Raw genomic sequence first — 15,950 nt, forward strand, 5'->3', positions numbered from 1 at the left:
ATGCACAAGGAAGACACCATCGACCGATGCTATTTCCAGTATTGGGGAAAAGCAAAAAGAGCCGCGGATGCGCTGGAGGGGGATGATTATCATCTGCTGCCTTATCACGGTTTGGATGTGGCGGCCTGCGGTTATTTCTTATTAAAGGGAAACTATTTTCAGGCTAATCATGTGCTGCGTGAACTGGTATTTGGCGATGATGATGTCGCCGCATGGTTTGCGTATTTTCTGGCCTGGCACGATATCGGAAAATTCGCCCGTGGTTTTCAGGGCAAATATGCCAACCCTGATTCCCCGTTAGTCCAGCATTCGGGGCAGTCTGGGAGGGACAGGCATGACGATCTGGGCTTCTGGCTATGGACGATGCGTGATGACATTCCCAATTTATTTCCTTTAGGGACGAAAAAGCCCACGTCGGTGGTGAAAAATACGCTGGAGATCTGGCTGAACATTGTTACCGGGCACCACGGCAAACCGGCGGCGGAATGCAAAGGCAGTCTGGCTTTTCATCGTGATGACTATCTGGCGGTAGAACATTACCTGCATGATCTGGAAACGTGTTTTCCTGACGCGTCTGGGTTCCCTGCCTGTTTCGCTGATAAAGGCTGGCGAAACAGGCTGAAGCAGCAAAGCTGGGCGCTGGCTGGCTTGACCGTGCTGGCGGATTGGCTGGGCTCGCGCCAGCAGGATTTCCGCTATTGCAGCACGCCAATGCCGCTTGAAACCTACTGGCGTGAACACGCGCTGCCGACGGCAGAAAAGGTTGTCTCGCGTTTGCCACGAACCCCATCTCCTGCTCCTTTCCATTCTATCCCACAGCTTTTTCCGTTTATCCAACGGCCAACGCCGCTGCAACAGCAGGCGCTGGAGGCTGATATTTCCGCTGACGGGCCGCAGCTTTTCATTTTAGAAGACGTGACCGGCGCGGGGAAAACAGAAGCGGCGATGATACTGGCGCATCGGCTGATGGCGCAGCAAAAAGCGAGCGGGATTTATGTCGGCCTGCCGACGATGGCGACGGCGAATGCTATGTACCTGCGGCTTGCTGAGGCCTACCGCGCATTATATTCACCAGAACACAATCCTTCGCTGATGCTGGCACACGGGGCGCGGCAGATGTCGTCAGCCTTTATGCAATCGCTGTGGGAAGGCGACAGTCAGGGGCAGACGCAGTACGACAAGAAGGAAAACGCCGCCAGCAAGGACTGCAACATCTGGTTTGCGGACTCGCGTAAGAAAGCGCTACTGGCGGATATCGGCGTGGGCACGCTCGATCAGGCGCTGATGGCAGTGATGCCATTTCGCCACCAGTCGCTACGGGTGTTGGGGCTACAGAACAAGTTGCTGATTCTGGATGAAGTGCACGCGTATGACGCCTATATGAGCAAGCTGACCGAGCTGTTGATTGGCTTTCATGCACAGCAGGGCGGCAGCGTGATTATTCTCACAGCGACGTTGCCGCTTACCCTGCGGGAAAAGCTGACATGGGCGTTCGCGCAGGGGATAGCGTGTGAGGCTGTACAACCTGACCCCTATGCGGCTTATCCGTGGATGACGCAGTTAACGCGTGAAGGACTACGGGAAACCGCGCTCGAAACGCGGGCGGAAGTGCGACGCGAGGTCAAGATTGGCTGGTTGACGGAACGGTTGCAGGGCATCGAACGTGTCAAGGCTGCCGTGGCGGCGGGGCAATCGATCTGTTGGATCAGGAATACGGTGGATGACGCCATCGCCGTGTATCGCCAGCTCATTGAGGCGGGTATTGCAGAGGAAAATATGTTGCTGTTCCATAGTCGTTTCGCCTTTTGCGATCGCATGGCGATTGAGGAACAGGCGCTGACGTGGTTTGGCAAAGACAGTACGCCGGAGCAGCGTGCTGGCAAGGTGCTGATTGCCACGCAGGTTGTCGAGCAATCGCTGGATATTGATGTTGATAACATGATTAGCGACCTTGCGCCGATCGATTTGCTGATTCAGCGTGCAGGGCGACTGCAGCGGCATATCCGGTTTCTCGACGGGCGTCGTAAAACTGAAATGGACATTGCACCGCTAACGGATGAGCGCCCAGCGGCAGTGCTGCACATTATGGCACCGGTCTGGCAACCAGAAGCAGAAGCAGAAGCCGACTGGCTGGGTGATGAACTGCGCAGTAGCGGCTACGTTTATCCCGATCATGCCGCGCTGTGGCGCACGCAGGTGATATTACGTGAATGCGGTGCGATAAAAATGCCAGAAGCGGCGCGACAGCTGATCAACAGCGTGTATGAAGAACAGATCGCGGTGCCTCCGGCCTTGGAAGCGATAGCCAACAAGGTTCTGGGAGAACGATATGGCCAGCGTTCAGTGGCGGGTCAGTCATCGTTGGCGTTGGTACACGGTTACTGTGCTCAATCCAGCGACTCTGGCTGGAGCGATGCGGTGGATATCTCCACCCGCATAGGAGAGGAAACGCTGGATCTGTATCTGGCGTGGAAACCGGAAAATGATGGCGAACTCCCGCAGCCTTACGCTGCGTCGGAAACCTTCGCCTGGGAACAAAGCCGCGTGCAGGTAAGGTTAAGCTGGTGGCAGAAACGTAAAACTGGATTACCGATACTGGAAGGTGACGCGCTGGAGCGGTTTCGGCAGCAATTACACCGCCCACAGGCCGAAGTGCTGCTGCTGAATCGGGGTGAAACCCACGCGTTTTATAGCGGGCGGGTGGGGTTGATGCTCAGTCAATAAATGTTTCAACAGGCACATTAAAGTAGCGAGAAAAATCCTTAACTTGCTGCAATGTCATGATTCGCTTACCGTTAATAATGTCAGAGATGACGCTTTGCGTTGCAATTTGCTTTAAATCTGATTGTTTCAGCCCTCTTTCTTCAATAAAAAAAGCTAAGGCTTCAGCCTGACTGACGTGGGGCACATCCCGATTTTTCTTTTCATATTCATAGACTCTGTCCGCGATGAGTTCTGCAAAAGTGGCTGGAATATCATTGATATCAGAAGAATAGAGGTAAAGTTGATTGATACACTCCATTCTTTCCTGAAGATCGTTATCGTCTTCAATAGGTTCCATACAGGCAGAGAGCAAAGCAGACAGGTTGTTAAGCTGCTCAGAGGATTCCTGAAGCAGAAGAGGTAAATTTTCGATGAGCCCACTGATTCCTACAGAACTGTTAGAACCCAGAGATGTATTTCGCATAATTCACCTTTTTGTCTTCGTTTGAGCTTTCCACCACTCATCGTACTCTGCGTGAGAGCACACGTCTTTCACATACAAAGAACCCGTATTAGGGTTTAACCATGCTATGATTCTGCAATTGTTACCATTAATATCAAATGCATATATATCAAGTGGTCCTTTGCAGCTTTCGTTTTCTAGCAATGCGAAAGGTATGCGATCGATATTCCAGCAAGATGTATTTCGCCATACATGACATAACTGTGCGTAGGACTCAAACCGCAGCGATGGCTTGTCAAAAACATCCAGCCATAACTTCAAACCAACTTTCCATTTCGTATGCTTTTTCATCGCATTGGTGATGGACTTGGCTGAGATGACTCTCATTCTTGCTCCCTAATGATATCGCAAATTGCGATAATTGCAAAAATACGGCGCATTCAGTACCCACAGAGCGCACTGTTAACATACAAAATATCCCTTTTTTCGGAATGTCTTTTTCTGCTATTCCCTGTGTTTTTTGCCAATTAAATGACGTTTGATGAGCGAGTCTGACAGACGTTAAGCGATCGCGTGACGCTTTGAAGTCATTCGGATTCTCACGCCCGGTATAGCAAGATTAAACGAGACCGAAGCCTATTTTTATGCGGTAAATGACATCACTAATAGAGCCAGATATACCCAAATTTCTTAAATTAACGTTTTCGTTGGGTAAAGCAGCTAAAAATATCTCCATGTGGATTCGAATGTCATCGGGTATTTCTATTGTGTTTTCAGTCAGTTGACCAGAAAGTCGAATGACATCGTTGCGATGTTTATTTATGGTTTTGGTATCGATGGTTTCACCTGCTTTTTTACGATTTGAAAGATCGAGCCAAGCATGCATTTTGAAGGGAATTAGTCGGTCTGCACCGATGTACGATAAGTGTTCAGTTTGTTGAAGACCATTCTTCAGAAAAGCGTAGTAATTGTCGTCGAGCAGAATAGCCGAAAGGCTAGAAATATCCTCTCCCGTTGGTATGGGAATGATAGATGCATCTTTAGGTGGAGTTATACCTTCTGGTGAACGTGAAAAAATCTCTATTTGTACTGGATAAGTGCTGTCTTCAGGGTTCTTAAAACGATAGAAGATTGATTTTTCGCCACCACTTTGGCGATGTTCATAGCCTCCTGCTTTGATGAACTCCCAGAATTTATTCAAAAACTCAGGGGTCAAGGTTTCAATGATCAAAACGATGTCTAAATCTTTAGTCGATCGGAATGGCTCCCCGACCTCATCGAGAGTAATCCAGGAGGCTACTCCGCCGATCAACACATATTGATCTTGATAATCCTTGAAATATTCACCAAAAAGGCCTAGTCCGCGAATTTCATCCATGGGTAATTTTCCTTAATTTCATCGAGCGATAGTTGAATTCTTTCATCAGGATTATCCTTAAAAGCCAGATAAAGGGATACTTCATCAACGACATTAGTTGAAGATTTAGGGCTACGATAGCGCCAGATCTCGATAGTGGCTTTTGCGCTGTCAATATCCGTCACCTCTTTAAACTGGCCGCTCTCCAAAAATGTTGTGTAGATTTTCTGCGTCATCGCGAATACAGGGTGTCGGCCTGATGAAAGTAGGGTGTATTTCGCCAGAGCAGTATCACCGCTATAACATACGTCTTTACCTAATTTTGGGATTTTGTTCACCATAACCGTTTTCTTAACAGGGCTACGCATCATCGGCAGGGCTTTTTTAAAGGTATCTTTTTGCGAATGGGTAAAAGTATAACGTTTGGTTGTAAATGCCTCTTCAGTATCAGGAATGAGTATATCTGCGTTGATTAGTTCTGTAGTGACTTTGGAAAGCGTTACCCTGCTGTACTTATAAGGTGCCATGAGTTCATAAGCGTTGTAGGCTAAACCAGATTGGTTCCATCCGTCATAAAGTAACCGGATTAGTATGGCTTGGGTTGCGGGAGAAAATTCAGTGCCCCTTTCCTGATTCTGTTTCCTCATTCTGAATGCTTCGCGCAAATCCATAGCCAATTCAGGAATAAAGAATTGCCGGTCAATGGAGATGAAGTTAATTTTTTGTTCAATAAGGCTTTTTCTTTCTACAAAGGAGAGCGTATCAGTAACGTAAACGACAACCCTTTCCGTTTTTTTCTCGATAACAGCGAGGCGTTTTTTTAGGGCAACAATACCTGGGTATTCTCCATCGTGCTGGATGATGGCCAACAGAGGTATGAGTGCACCGTTTGGCAGGTAGATGTCTAATTCGAAGAACTGGAAAGCATCCTGGATGCTGAATGGGACATTGAGCTTTGTTTTAGCAGCCTTAATTTTAAATCCTAATGCAGATTGAATATAGTTTTTCAACCCGGTTATTTTCATTGTCATTTTTGCTCTCCGTGTAAACTTACTTTTTGTAATGTATATCAGGTAACTTTCAACGGCAAAAAATTACTTTACACGAAAAGATATCACAGGTGTTTTGTCTGTTATTGCTGCTTTGGCAAAGGAAAGATATAAAGGGGGTTTTGCAAGTGCCGCCACACCCCGCCTGCACTATCCTAGTGCTGAGCCACAAACGTGAGCCATCTCTCTGGCGTCGCGGACTGAATGCGTTAAAAAAGAGGTCGCAGAACCAGCCTTAATCTGGCCTGCCGCAGGGATGCGGCGCACACAGGAGGTACGATGTTTTCATTGATTGAAGAATCCTGGTTACCCGCCGTTTTTTCGGATGGTCGGGTGGGTAACATTTCCCCGCAGCAACTCCCCGACGACACGATTATCGATCTCGCCTGGCCGCGTGCCGATTTGCAGGGCGCGGGCTATCAGCTCCTTATCGGCCTGCTGCAAACCGCCTATGCGCCTGCTGATGACGATGATTGGGGTGAAATTTGGGAGGAAGGGCTGGGTGACGATTTCCCGCAGGCGTTAGCCGCGTTGGCACCAGCAATGCAGTTTGGCGCACAGAAACCCGCGTTTATGCAGGATTTTGCCACGCTCGACAGCGACCCGACGCCCATTTCCGGCCTGCTGATTGATGCCCCCGGCGGCAATACGCTCAAGCTGAATAAAGATCACTTCATCAAGCGCGGCACGGTCAAGGCGGTGTGCCCACACTGTGCGGCAATGGCGCTGTTCACACTGCAAACCAATGCGCCATCCGGCGGGCAGGGGCATCGCACCGGGATGCGCGGCGGCGGGCCGATCACTACGCTGCTTATGCCGGAAGATACCAGTCTGCCGCTGTGGAAAAAGCTCTGGATGAACGTGGTGACGCAAGAGGTGATACCCAAGGGGAAACCCGATGCCACGGTGTTCCCGTGGTTAGCTGCCACGCCGACCAGCGATGGTAGTAATCCACCTGTGACGCCGGAAAATGCGCATCGGCTGCAAGCCTATTGGGGTATGCCTCGCCGCATCGAGCTGGATTTCACCACGCTACAGACGGGTGAATGCGATCTGTGTGGCACGGAATCGACCGTATTGCTCACGCAGTATCGCACCAAAAACTACGGTATTCAGTACGACAATTGGCGGCACCCGCTCACCCCCTATCGTCGAGCACTGAAAGGTGAGGATGCCCCTTTTCTGTCAGTGAAAGGGCAGCCGGGCGGGCTGGCGTACCGTGACTGGCTGGGGCTGCTGGTTCAAGGGGAAGATAAGCTTAATAGCACCTTTCCCGCGACGGTCGTGCACCACAATACCCGGCGGGATGAACTGCGCAGAGAATCGGGGCTGTGGTGTTTTGGCTACGATATGGACAACATGAAGGCGCGCTGCTGGTATGAGCACCATGTTCCGCAGTTGTTTGCTTCTGCCCGTTTTCGTGATGATCCCCTAGCGTTGCGTGAATATAAAGATCATTTGCAACTGGCGGTAGAACTGGCGCGAGACAGTGCCACGCTGCTGCGTCAGATGACTAAGGAAGCCTGGTTTTCGCGCCCTAAGGACGCGAAAGGAGATTTCAGCGCCATTGATATTGCGTTCTGGCAGGAAACGCAGCCCGGTTTTATGCGGCTCTGTCGGTCTCTGGCTCAGGGCGATGCCCCCGCTACGGCGCTGAAAACGTGGCAAAAGGCGCTCTATCGTTACCTGTTGGAGAACTACGATGCTCGCGTGTTTAGCAACCCAGACGAACACCGCGATCTGGTTAAGGCGGCGGGAACGCGGGAAAAGCTGAGCGCGCTTTTCTATAAGCAGAAAGCGGCAGAATCCATTAAACAAATGCAGGAGGCAGTGGATGGCAAACACGGCTGATTTTTTGGTCATCAACAAGGATGACGCTAAAAAGATTAGTGACTGGTTCGAGGCGCTACAAAATCGCCACAGCGCTGCGGGCAATGGTCGTGCGCGCCGAGCAGAGTTGCGCCGCGCCACACCGCCTTTTGGCGTGTTGACCTGTCAGGGATATCACGATCTGGCGGGGAAGCTGGCAGCGCGGCTGGAAAAGGAACACCACATCGTGGCGCTGGCGATTTTTGTTTCTGTCGCGGCACATGCGGAGAAAAACACGTTGAAAACCAGCTTTGCCGCACAGTTGGGTAAGGAGCCGGGTCGTGACCGTCCTTTTCTTTCCCCTTTGCGCTTTGAACGGCTCCAGCGGGCGCAAACGCCGGAAGAACTGCATCGCCAGCTTTTTCGCGCTGTACAAATACGCGGTGAGGCAGGTGTAAACCTCCCTTCGCTGGCGGATGGTATTTTCCTGTGGATGGATGAGTGGCAGGCGCGGCAGGAAAACCGTGCGCCGACGCTTCATCCTTTACGACGCAACGCCGTGCGCTGGGCGTGCGAGTATGCGCAGGCGTCACAAAATATCACCGCCGATGAGCCAGACACGACAGCAATGTTAACGACAGAAACGTCAATGACAGCTTCAGACAAGGAATAACTGATGACCACTTTTATCCAGCTTCATTTTTTAACCGCTTATCCGTCTTCCAACCTGAACCGTGATGACGCGGGACGTCCGAAAACTGCAATCGTTGGCGGCGTCGAGCGTTTGCGGGTGTCCTCACAAAGCCTGAAACGTGCATGGCGTACCTCTGAGGTGTTTGAATCTGCGATGGACGGCCATATCGGCACCCGCAGTCGTCGCATTGGGCGTGATATCTATGCTGCGCTGATTGCCGGAGGCATGAGTGAAAAGCTGGCCGATGAAGCGGCGAAGAGCATTGCTGAACAGTTCGGTAAACCGAAGAAAGAAGAAAAAGGCAGTAAAGATCCGCTGGAAAAATATGATATCGAACAGCTTGCTCATTTCAGCGTGCGGGAAAGGGCGTTGATCGATCAACTGGTTGCTCGCCTGATTGCAGAATCGCGTAAGCCGAATAGCGAAGAACTAAAACTGCTGCGTAAGGATGCCGCCAGCGTCGATATCGCGCTGTTTGGCCGGATGCTGGCCGCCGAACCAGAATTCAATGTCGAAGCAGCCTGTCAGGTGGCACACGCGCTGGGCGTGAGTGCTGTCACCATCGAAGATGACTTTTTCACGGCGGTGGATGATCTGAATACGTCAGCCGACAGCGGATCGGCGCATATGGGCGAACAGAGCTTTGCCTCGGCGCTGTTCTATCACTATGTCTGCATTAACCGCGATCTGCTGCTGGAAAATCTGAATAATGATGAAGCGCTGGTGGCACGGACCCTACGTGCGCTGACGGAAACGGTGCTGACCGTATCGCCGGGCGGCAAGCAGAACAGCTTTGCCAGTCGGGCGCTGGCAACCTATGCGTTGGCAGAAAAGAGCACCGATCAGCCGCGTACGTTGTCGGTCGCGTTTTTCAAACCCATCCGCAGTGACAACCAGGTCAATGACGCCATCGATCTGTTGCGTAAACAAAAAAACAAATTTGACCGGGTGTACGCCTCTGCGGGCAGCGTTCCTTCCTATGAACTGAACGTGGAAGCCGACAGCGAGGGCGGTTCGTTGCAAGGGGTACTGGATTTCATCAGCCAGTAGGAGCGCACTATGGATAACTATCTGGTCTTCCAGATCTATGCCCCGCTGGTGTCGTGGGGGGAAGTGGCGGTTGGTGAGGTACGCCACACCTCGACGGTACCCAGCCGCTCGGCGCTGCTGGGGTTGCTGGCTGCGGCGCTGGGGATTCGGCGTGACGATCGAGCCGCGCTGACGGTTTTCAACCAGCATTACCATGTGGCGGTGCGGCCGCTTTCCGATCGTGAAACCTGGCTGAATGACTACCACACGGTGCAGATGCCGAAAGAAAACCGCAAGGTGCCGCGCTACACAAGGTGTGATGAATTGCGGCCGGAGGCAGGGCAATCGCTCGAAACCATGCTGACCTCACGCGAATACCGCTGTGATGCCTATTACCACATCGCTATTAGCGCCACGCCGGATGCACCTTACTCGTTAAGTGCGCTGCGGGATGCACTGTTATCACCGGTGTTTACGCTTTATTTCGGGCGTAAAAACTGTCCGCCTGCGCTGCCGCTGGCACCGCACCTGTTTGCTGGCACGCTGGCCGAGGTGTGGCAGTTAGCAAAGCAGACGCCTGCGCTGAACGATCTCGCGTTAGAGATGATCGGCCGTGCCGAGGGCGTGTGCTACTGGGAGCAGGAAACCGACACAGGGCTAACGGAGCAATATCGGGTCTCACGAAACGATCAGCCCGCCGATCGACGGCGCTGGCAGTTCACCTCCCGCGTGCAATATGTCGGCAGTGAAAAGGGAGATGAATGATGTATTTTTCCAGAATAACGCTGCAACTCAATGCGTTGCCGCGTGTGATGGCGGAAAAGCGGCTGCATGCAGGAGGCTATGCCAGCCACCAATGGCTCTGGCAGCTTTTCCCTGAACAGCTTCAGCGTTCGTTCCTGTTCCGTGAAGAGGCGCATGAAACCAAAAGCCTGTTTTACCTGCTTTCTGAACAGGCTCCACAGGCGGGTCACAATCTGTTTCAGGTGGAAACCAAGCCCTATCAACCGCAGTGGCATAACGGCATGACGCTGGCATTTTCGCTACGAGCTAATCCGGTGGTCACGCGAGACGGCAAGCGGAGCGATGTGCTGATGGATGCGCGTCATCAGGCGAAAGCGGCCGGGCTATCTAGCGTAGAACTGTGGCAGCACCAGCAACAGCGTGCGCATGACTGGCTGGTACGCCAAGGGGAAAATGCGGGCTTTGCGGTGTCGTCGTGTCGTGTCGATGGCTATCAACGCCATCGCCTGAGTAAGCCCGGCCAGTCGGCGGCGATTATGTTCAGCAGCGTGGATTATGACGGCGTACTTCACATTACGGATGCTGAACGCTTTGCGACGGCTGCCCGACAAGGATTAGGAAAAAGCAAAGCATTGGGGTGCGGCCTGCTGCTATTGAAACGGGCGTAGCCTGCCCATTACAGGGAGAGTTGACGATGTATGTTCCGCTTAACCCGATCCCGCTCAAGGATCGGGTTTCACTCATTTTTCTGCAATACGGGCAGATTGATGTCATTGACGGTGCGTTTGTGCTGGTGGATAAAACCGGCGTGCGCACGCATATTCCCGTGGGGTCGGTTGCCTGCATCATGCTGGAGCCGGGCACGCGGGTTTCTCATGCGGCTGTGCGACTGGCGGCAACGGTCGGGACGCTGCTGGTGTGGGTCGGCGAAGCGGGCGTGCGGCTGTATGCGTCTGGCCAGCCCGGCGGTGCGCGGTCGGACAAATTGCTCTATCAGGCCAAGCTGGCGTTGGATGAGGAATTGCGCCTGAAAGTGGTGCGCAAAATGTTTGAGCTACGCTTTGGTGAACCTGCGCCAAGCCGCCGTTCGGTCGATCAGCTCAGGGGGATTGAAGGTGCCCGCGTGCGCCAAACGTATACGCTGTTGGCGCAGCAGTATGGCGTGAAATGGAATGGCCGACGTTACGATCCGAAAGACTGGGAGCGAGGCGACAAGGTTAACCAGTGCATTAGCGCGGCGACGTCCTGCCTGTACGGCATTACGGAAGCGGCCGTGCTGGCGGCGGGCTATGCGCCAGCAATCGGGTTTGTCCACAGTGGCAAACCGCTTTCTTTTGTCTACGACATTGCCGACATCATTAAATTCGAGGGCGTGGTGGCGAAAGCCTTTGAAATTGCAGCCCGCAACCCTGCCGAGCCGGATCGTGAAGTTCGGCTTGCCTGTCGTGATATTTTCCGCAGCCAGAAAACGCTGAGCAAATTGATTCCTTTGATTGAGGACGTCTTGTCTGCGGGTGGCATTACGCCGCCGCTACCACCGGACGATGCACAGCCGCCTGCAATCCCAGAACCGAAACCGTTTGGTGACAGCGGCCACCGGGGGCAGGGTTAAATGAGCATGCTGGTGGTTGTGACGGAAAATGTCCCGCCGCGTTTGCGCGGTAGGCTGGCGGTGTGGCTACTGGAAGTCCGCGCGGGAGTGTATGTCGGTGATACGTCACAGCGGGTGAGAGAGATGGTCTGGCAGCAGATTATCGAACTGGCGGAACAGGGCAACGTGGTGATGGCGTGGGCGACGAATACGGAATCCGGTTTTGAGTTCCAAACCTGGGGCGAAAACCGCCGAATGCCGGTAGATCTGGATGGTTTGCGGTTAGTCTCTTTTTCACGTGTTGAAAATCAATAAGTTAGCGATCTTTAACAACATGGAAAAATCGGTAGAATTTTTTATGCCGAAAAAAGTGTTATAAAACAACTCTCTACTTTTAGAGTGTTCCCCGCGCCAGCGGGGATAAACCGAACACCATATAAGCGGATAGTCTTCAGTGGCTGTGTTCCCCGCGCCAGCGGGGATAAACCGTTTCTTGGTCAGAAAGTGGATAGCGGAGAAATGTGTTCCCCGCGCCAGCGGGGATAAACCGAAGAATAGAGATGTAAATTATACCGGTTTCCATCTTGTCAACTCGTTCCGTTTACGGCATAGTGTTTCCAATTTGGAAATAACAGGGAAGGCATCAGGATGCATGTTATTTCGCGGGCACCTTTCGACACTGCAACCACTCAGTTTCCGAATCAGGCGGCAGCACTTGCTGATCTATATAGGGTGATCAAACGCGAAATGTATACAACGCCGGACGATATGAAAAAACGCTTCCCCAGCCTGGATAGGATGAAATATCGGGAAAAGTGGTGGGTTATTGATATTGGTGGCGGGCATCTTCGAGTGATGTTTTTTGCTGATTTCGAGCGGGGGAAAATCTTCATCAAGCACATCACATCCCATGCAGAGTACGACAGGCTGACAGAGTATTACCGGAGGAATAAAGAATGATGTACGCAGACGCCATCAAGGCCGCTAACAACCTGACGAGTATCGTACCGTTCCTCGGGGGTAGCACTTCGCGTAAGGATTATGAGGATGCGCTGAAACTCACTGAATACCTGATCGAGAGTGAGCCTGATAGTCCGCTAATCGATATGCTGACTGCCAAAATTGACAAATACGAAGATGATGCGCCGGAGTTTGCTGCCTTCAACGAACGTGTTAAAGCTCTGCCTGCTGGTATCGCTTTACTGCGTGTCCTCATGGATCAGCATCAGCTAACGCAGAGTGATTTTGAAGCTGAGATCGGTAAAAAGTCACTGGTATCCCGCATTCTAAACGGTGAGCGCACTCTAACGCTTGATCACATGAGAGCGCTTGCTAAACGATTCGATATTCCTGTGAGTGCTTTTGTTGATTGACGCGACGGTTCAGAGATTCTTGCTAAGAGCGGCATTATGCATCTCGTAAGGAATAAGCAGCGGTATGACGCTATGGCTGGCTGTTGTCTGAGTATTCCCCGCGCTAGCAGGGAATACTCTGTAAGAAGGAATTGAAAGAAATCGTCGATACGTTTTTCAGTATTGATATAAAGAATCGATGCTGTAATAAAATATAGGAAGTGTATTTGTCTACCTGTCTATTATATTATTTCTTAAATTAAATTTCCTTAGGGTTAGTTCTGCTTCTGACTTTTCCTTTTCTGCTGTCTTTTTATCTTCTTCTGCTATATCACTAACAACTTTTAAAACTGCGTCGAATCGAGCCGCTACTTCAGATGCGTTTAGTACTCCATTCATAGAAAGGAAGCATAAACTATTTAAAGAATAAACTAGAACATTAGTGGTGGTGTTTCTTTTTGCCAGATCCACTATAGCGGTTTTTAAGCTGGCATCAGTTGTAATACTACTTCCTAATTTATCAGTCAGCGCGGCAGCTATAGTACCATCAAAGGTCTTTGCCGTATCCGCTGGTGCATCGGGACAATATTTAGCATTGACACTATTTGGTATTAAGATGCCAACTCTCTGGCTTGAACTGCTTCTGACAAGCGTTGGTGAATCATTGTCAATGGTTTCTGTAACCATACACCCAGATAACAACATAGCGATAGATATAACAAGAATAACTCTCATTTTATTCACCTATATTTGCTGATAGTGGAGGGCGGTTATTAAATAAGGTTGTAAGTTTTTCTTTACTACTTAGTGCCGAGTTTCAATGGCACTTATTAAAGCTATAACACAAGTATGAAAATTTTCATTGTGGTTTTTATATTTAATTAGGGTTTTTAATCATTTATATTCTCCTGCTAATTATTTACTTCGTTACTTCACGGTGAAGGATATGTATTGATTGTTTCCAATTTATGCCAATATGCTTGCAATTATTGTAAGTAGCGATTTTAAAAGTCATTGATTTTTACCGTTATATCTACCTTCGGTTGAGAACGCATATTTTTAACATGGGTTTTTTATCACGAAATAAAAGCGTAGTGGTATACCTTAAATAATTCGAGTTACAGGAAGGCGGCAAGAGAGGTGTTCCCCGCGTCAGCGGGGATAAACCGTGCTTTGAGTGGATACCCCATCACTACTGATGGTGTTCCCTGTGCGCGGGCTATGGTCGCTGAAGTTTATTCAGCATTTATGCGTTTGTGCTAAGGGACGATGAAAATTGGTCTTTGTGCGCGATGACGTTGTAGTGTACTTCCTTGAGTGTTGCGTAGGCGGGCGAGTCAGGGTTTGTCTCAATCTGAAATATGTCATTGATATTTTTTCCAATGAAATCGGCAAAAATCTCAAGGAACGTTGACTCTTCACTATCAGGCGCTATTTTAATGTTGCTTATGGAAGAACTAATCCCCTCGGGTGAATACAGAGTAAAGTTACCCGAAGCGATGGTTTCCTGGTAAATAGATGAGGCAAAATTCTCATTTTCAAAAAATGCAGCAAGCTTCCGCGGTATGGACATTCCTGTTTTATCAACAAGCTGATAGGCATGTTTGATAGCGGTGAGTATGCTATCTCTTGGGATAGCCTCTGCGATTTCATCTTTAGAGGCATGCAGCCATTGAGTGTTGTTGTCCCTGAGCATTAACATAGCTCTGAATTGACAGGCGCCATCACTGGGGAGGGTATATTTCAGATAGTCATCTTTAGCAAGGATGTCATCAAACTTCACCTGCTCATCAAAGTAATGATTCTCTGATGCTTCAAACCAAGCAGGTTTAATCGTGGCATCATTCAAATTTTGAATTTCTTCTTGTACGGCGACAGGGATGGTTTGCGCCATATCTTCATCGTCACTGAGTTTTTTACCTGCGGCAAAAACAATTTTAGGGTTTTCGTTCGCGTTGAAGCCAATATTCTTGCCGTTAAAATCTATAATGGCGTTTTGGCACCCCTCTCGTACTGTTCGTGCTGCCTCATAGGGCGCATCATCCTTTCTGGATACTATTTTACATAGCGATTGTTGCGTGTAAGAAGCCGTTTCCCCTTGCCCCATAGCGATATTCAGCAACAGTTCAATACTTTCTCTATGGTTGAGTTTTGCTAAGGCATACAATGCCTCTAAACTTTCGCGTACGGTACAACCATCTTTTAATCGATGATTTAACGTGCATTGGTCACTTACTGCATTCAATAAGCCGTCGATCGTGTTGCGTCCCTTTTCACTCGAAATGCTGTAGAGCGATTTATTCAAACCGATATGAGAGATCGCTGAGACCATATTTTTTACCTATTTATATTCGTTTCTCCAACTAATCAAATTTTAGTCTAACAAATTGTCACTTATAATTATTTTATAATTCGCTTGTCTGAATGCTGTTTGAAATACCTTTTTTAATCTTAAAAAGAGTAGGTTTGAAGCTGTTTAGTTGGCAGAATGGCCAATTACATGCCAAAATTAAAAGATGTAGCTAATAAGCGCGTTTTTACCCTTTTCCTTTATCCGTAGGCATAAAACCATATGCTACAGGCAGGAAAATTTTTAGCGTAATAGGCTGACAAGCCGTATTTTCTATTGTCCAGGAGAAGATATGAGAGTTGAATCCGCTGATATGTCCGTCTTTGCCAGCCAGCAGGTGATGGCGAAGCGTTCTACCGAGCATGCAGAGAAAGCGGCGCTGTCCGAACAGCTTCAGTCTTATCAGGCGGGCAGCGGTGCCGTTCCTGCTGGTCAGACGACACGGTATGATTTCACCCGCATTAGCCCTGCTGAACTGTATGAAACGGTTGAAGGCCTTGTCAGCAGTGGTCGGTTGGGACGTGAAGAAGGGTCCGCGCTGCTGGGTTTTGTCTCATCACCGAGAGCCGAAGGGGGAAGCATTCCGCCTTCCAATGTGTTCCAGCCGATTAATGTTTTCGACACCATTCAGCAAGGTGTCGCGGGCGCATCATCCCGCAGCGAAGTGCAAAATACCGAAAGCCTACAGCGTGCCGCCGAGGCGCTGAACCGCTTTCAGGGGCAGGCCTCCAGCTCCAGTATTAGCGTTTACGTCTAGCGCATTTCGGCGCGCATAACTTGATGAAGTCCCTTTTTCTATCCCCGCGCTT

At 50.1% G+C, this 15,950-nt stretch carries 17 protein-coding genes; 11 read left to right on the forward strand and 6 right to left on the reverse strand.

The features are described from left to right. Positions 1 to 2,724, forward strand: coding sequence for a CRISPR-associated helicase Cas3' (gene cas3 / locus K7X24_RS19975; RefSeq protein ID WP_224558042.1), 2,724 nt, complete (start codon positions 1 to 3; stop codon positions 2,722 to 2,724). On the opposite strand, the gene K7X24_RS19980 is transcribed toward cas3, so the two are convergent. The 4 genes from K7X24_RS19980 to K7X24_RS19995 all read right to left on the reverse strand — a co-directional run bounded on the left by K7X24_RS19980 (position 2,714) and on the right by K7X24_RS19995 (position 5,554). Further along, entirely contained in the window at positions 2,714 to 3,187 is a 474-nt protein-coding gene (locus tag K7X24_RS19980) for a type II toxin-antitoxin system HigA family antitoxin (RefSeq protein WP_224558043.1), read from the reverse strand. The two genes, cas3 and K7X24_RS19980, sit on opposite strands and share 11 nt — an antisense overlap. Before the next feature lie 3 nt (positions 3,188 to 3,190). Further along, a complete protein-coding gene (locus K7X24_RS22225) occupies positions 3,191 to 3,553 on the reverse strand; it encodes a type II toxin-antitoxin system HigB family toxin (RefSeq protein WP_411961358.1) in 363 nt (120 codons plus the stop codon). Positions 3,554 to 3,785: 232 nt separating this feature from the next. Next, on the reverse strand, positions 3,786 to 4,544 hold the full coding sequence (locus K7X24_RS19990) for a hypothetical protein (RefSeq protein WP_224558044.1): 759 nt from the start codon (positions 4,542 to 4,544) through the stop codon (positions 3,786 to 3,788). After that, on the reverse strand, positions 4,523 to 5,554 hold the full coding sequence (locus K7X24_RS19995) for a hypothetical protein (RefSeq protein WP_224558045.1): 1,032 nt from the start codon (positions 5,552 to 5,554) through the stop codon (positions 4,523 to 4,525). The genes K7X24_RS19990 and K7X24_RS19995 overlap by 22 nt, the downstream gene beginning before the upstream one ends. Positions 5,555 to 5,851: 297 nt before the next feature. Here K7X24_RS19995 and casA point away from each other — a divergent pair, with 297 nt between their 5' ends. The 9 genes from casA to K7X24_RS20040 all read left to right on the forward strand — a co-directional run bounded on the left by casA (position 5,852) and on the right by K7X24_RS20040 (position 12,812). Continuing rightward, entirely contained in the window at positions 5,852 to 7,423 is a 1,572-nt protein-coding gene (casA, locus tag K7X24_RS20000) for a type I-E CRISPR-associated protein Cse1/CasA (protein WP_224558046.1), read from the forward strand. Then, complete coding sequence (gene casB, locus K7X24_RS20005; protein WP_224558047.1) at positions 7,407 to 8,054, forward strand: type I-E CRISPR-associated protein Cse2/CasB; 648 nt, start codon at positions 7,407 to 7,409, stop codon at positions 8,052 to 8,054. The genes casA and casB overlap by 17 nt, the downstream gene beginning before the upstream one ends. 3 nt (positions 8,055 to 8,057) lie before the next feature. Continuing rightward, on the forward strand, positions 8,058 to 9,125 hold the full coding sequence (gene cas7e, locus K7X24_RS20010) for a type I-E CRISPR-associated protein Cas7/Cse4/CasC (protein ID WP_224558048.1): 1,068 nt from the start codon (positions 8,058 to 8,060) through the stop codon (positions 9,123 to 9,125). A 9-nt stretch (positions 9,126 to 9,134) separates the two neighbouring features. Continuing rightward, a complete protein-coding gene (gene cas5e / locus K7X24_RS20015; protein ID WP_224558049.1) occupies positions 9,135 to 9,869 on the forward strand; it encodes a type I-E CRISPR-associated protein Cas5/CasD in 735 nt (244 codons plus the stop codon). Next, complete coding sequence (gene cas6e / locus K7X24_RS20020; protein WP_224558056.1) at positions 9,869 to 10,516, forward strand: type I-E CRISPR-associated protein Cas6/Cse3/CasE; 648 nt, start codon at positions 9,869 to 9,871, stop codon at positions 10,514 to 10,516. Before cas5e ends, cas6e begins: the two co-directional genes overlap by 1 nt. A gap of 26 nt (positions 10,517 to 10,542) precedes the next feature. After that, entirely contained in the window at positions 10,543 to 11,460 is a 918-nt protein-coding gene (gene cas1e / locus K7X24_RS20025; protein WP_010308688.1) for a type I-E CRISPR-associated endonuclease Cas1e, read from the forward strand. Continuing rightward, the gene (gene cas2e, locus K7X24_RS20030; RefSeq protein ID WP_224558050.1) at positions 11,461 to 11,754 is read left to right on the forward strand and encodes a type I-E CRISPR-associated endoribonuclease Cas2e; all 294 of its coding nucleotides are present in this window, start codon (positions 11,461 to 11,463) and stop codon (positions 11,752 to 11,754) included. 333 nt (positions 11,755 to 12,087) lie between these two features. Further along, the gene (locus tag K7X24_RS20035; protein ID WP_224558051.1) at positions 12,088 to 12,399 is read left to right on the forward strand and encodes a type II toxin-antitoxin system HigB family toxin; all 312 of its coding nucleotides are present in this window, start codon (positions 12,088 to 12,090) and stop codon (positions 12,397 to 12,399) included. Continuing rightward, positions 12,396 to 12,812 carry a type II toxin-antitoxin system HigA family antitoxin gene (locus K7X24_RS20040; protein ID WP_039539501.1) on the forward strand — a complete coding sequence of 139 codons (417 nt, stop codon included), beginning with the start codon at positions 12,396 to 12,398 and terminating at the stop codon, positions 12,810 to 12,812. The genes K7X24_RS20035 and K7X24_RS20040 overlap by 4 nt, the downstream gene beginning before the upstream one ends. 210 nt (positions 12,813 to 13,022) lie before the next feature. Here the strand turns inward: K7X24_RS20040 and K7X24_RS20045 are convergent, their stop codons facing one another. Both K7X24_RS20045 and K7X24_RS20050 read right to left on the reverse strand, forming a co-directional pair. Beyond that, the gene (locus K7X24_RS20045) at positions 13,023 to 13,526 is read right to left on the reverse strand and encodes a hypothetical protein (protein ID WP_224558052.1); all 504 of its coding nucleotides are present in this window, start codon (positions 13,524 to 13,526) and stop codon (positions 13,023 to 13,025) included. Between the two features lie 511 nt (positions 13,527 to 14,037). After that, positions 14,038 to 15,123: a hypothetical protein gene (locus tag K7X24_RS20050; protein ID WP_224558053.1), complete on the reverse strand. Its 1,086-nt coding sequence runs from the start codon at positions 15,121 to 15,123 to the stop codon at positions 14,038 to 14,040. A 310-nt stretch (positions 15,124 to 15,433) separates the two neighbouring features. Between K7X24_RS20050 and K7X24_RS20055 the strand changes: the two genes are divergently transcribed. Beyond that, a complete protein-coding gene (locus K7X24_RS20055) occupies positions 15,434 to 15,898 on the forward strand; it encodes a hypothetical protein (protein ID WP_224558054.1) in 465 nt (154 codons plus the stop codon). Positions 15,899 to 15,950 lie beyond the last annotated feature (52 nt).

The organism is Pectobacterium versatile (genome assembly GCF_020166435.1).
In the GTDB taxonomy this organism is placed as follows: domain Bacteria; phylum Pseudomonadota; class Gammaproteobacteria; order Enterobacterales; family Enterobacteriaceae; genus Pectobacterium; species Pectobacterium versatile.

Bases quoted from the DNA above. Each gene is read 5' to 3' on its own strand.
- cas3 (WP_224558042.1), top strand. From the start codon at position 1: ATGCACAAGGAAGACACCATCGACCGATGCTATTTCCAGTATTGGGGA.
- K7X24_RS19980 (WP_224558043.1), bottom strand. From the start codon at position 3,187: ATGCGAAATACATCTCTGGGTTCTAACAGTTCTGTAGGAATCAGTGGG.
- K7X24_RS22225 (WP_411961358.1), bottom strand. From the start codon at position 3,553: ATGAGAGTCATCTCAGCCAAGTCCATCACCAATGCGATGAAAAAGCAT.
- K7X24_RS19990 (WP_224558044.1), bottom strand. From the start codon at position 4,544: ATGGATGAAATTCGCGGACTAGGCCTTTTTGGTGAATATTTCAAGGAT.
- K7X24_RS19995 (WP_224558045.1), bottom strand. From the start codon at position 5,554: ATGACAATGAAAATAACCGGGTTGAAAAACTATATTCAATCTGCATTA.
- casA (WP_224558046.1), top strand. From the start codon at position 5,852: ATGTTTTCATTGATTGAAGAATCCTGGTTACCCGCCGTTTTTTCGGAT.
- casB (WP_224558047.1), top strand. From the start codon at position 7,407: ATGGCAAACACGGCTGATTTTTTGGTCATCAACAAGGATGACGCTAAA.
- cas7e (WP_224558048.1), top strand. From the start codon at position 8,058: ATGACCACTTTTATCCAGCTTCATTTTTTAACCGCTTATCCGTCTTCC.
- cas5e (WP_224558049.1), top strand. From the start codon at position 9,135: ATGGATAACTATCTGGTCTTCCAGATCTATGCCCCGCTGGTGTCGTGG.
- cas6e (WP_224558056.1), top strand. From the start codon at position 9,869: ATGTATTTTTCCAGAATAACGCTGCAACTCAATGCGTTGCCGCGTGTG.
- cas1e (WP_010308688.1), top strand. From the start codon at position 10,543: ATGTATGTTCCGCTTAACCCGATCCCGCTCAAGGATCGGGTTTCACTC.
- cas2e (WP_224558050.1), top strand. From the start codon at position 11,461: ATGAGCATGCTGGTGGTTGTGACGGAAAATGTCCCGCCGCGTTTGCGC.
- K7X24_RS20035 (WP_224558051.1), top strand. From the start codon at position 12,088: ATGCATGTTATTTCGCGGGCACCTTTCGACACTGCAACCACTCAGTTT.
- K7X24_RS20040 (WP_039539501.1), top strand. From the start codon at position 12,396: ATGATGTACGCAGACGCCATCAAGGCCGCTAACAACCTGACGAGTATC.
- K7X24_RS20045 (WP_224558052.1), bottom strand. From the start codon at position 13,526: ATGAGAGTTATTCTTGTTATATCTATCGCTATGTTGTTATCTGGGTGT.
- K7X24_RS20050 (WP_224558053.1), bottom strand. From the start codon at position 15,123: ATGGTCTCAGCGATCTCTCATATCGGTTTGAATAAATCGCTCTACAGC.
- K7X24_RS20055 (WP_224558054.1), top strand. From the start codon at position 15,434: ATGAGAGTTGAATCCGCTGATATGTCCGTCTTTGCCAGCCAGCAGGTG.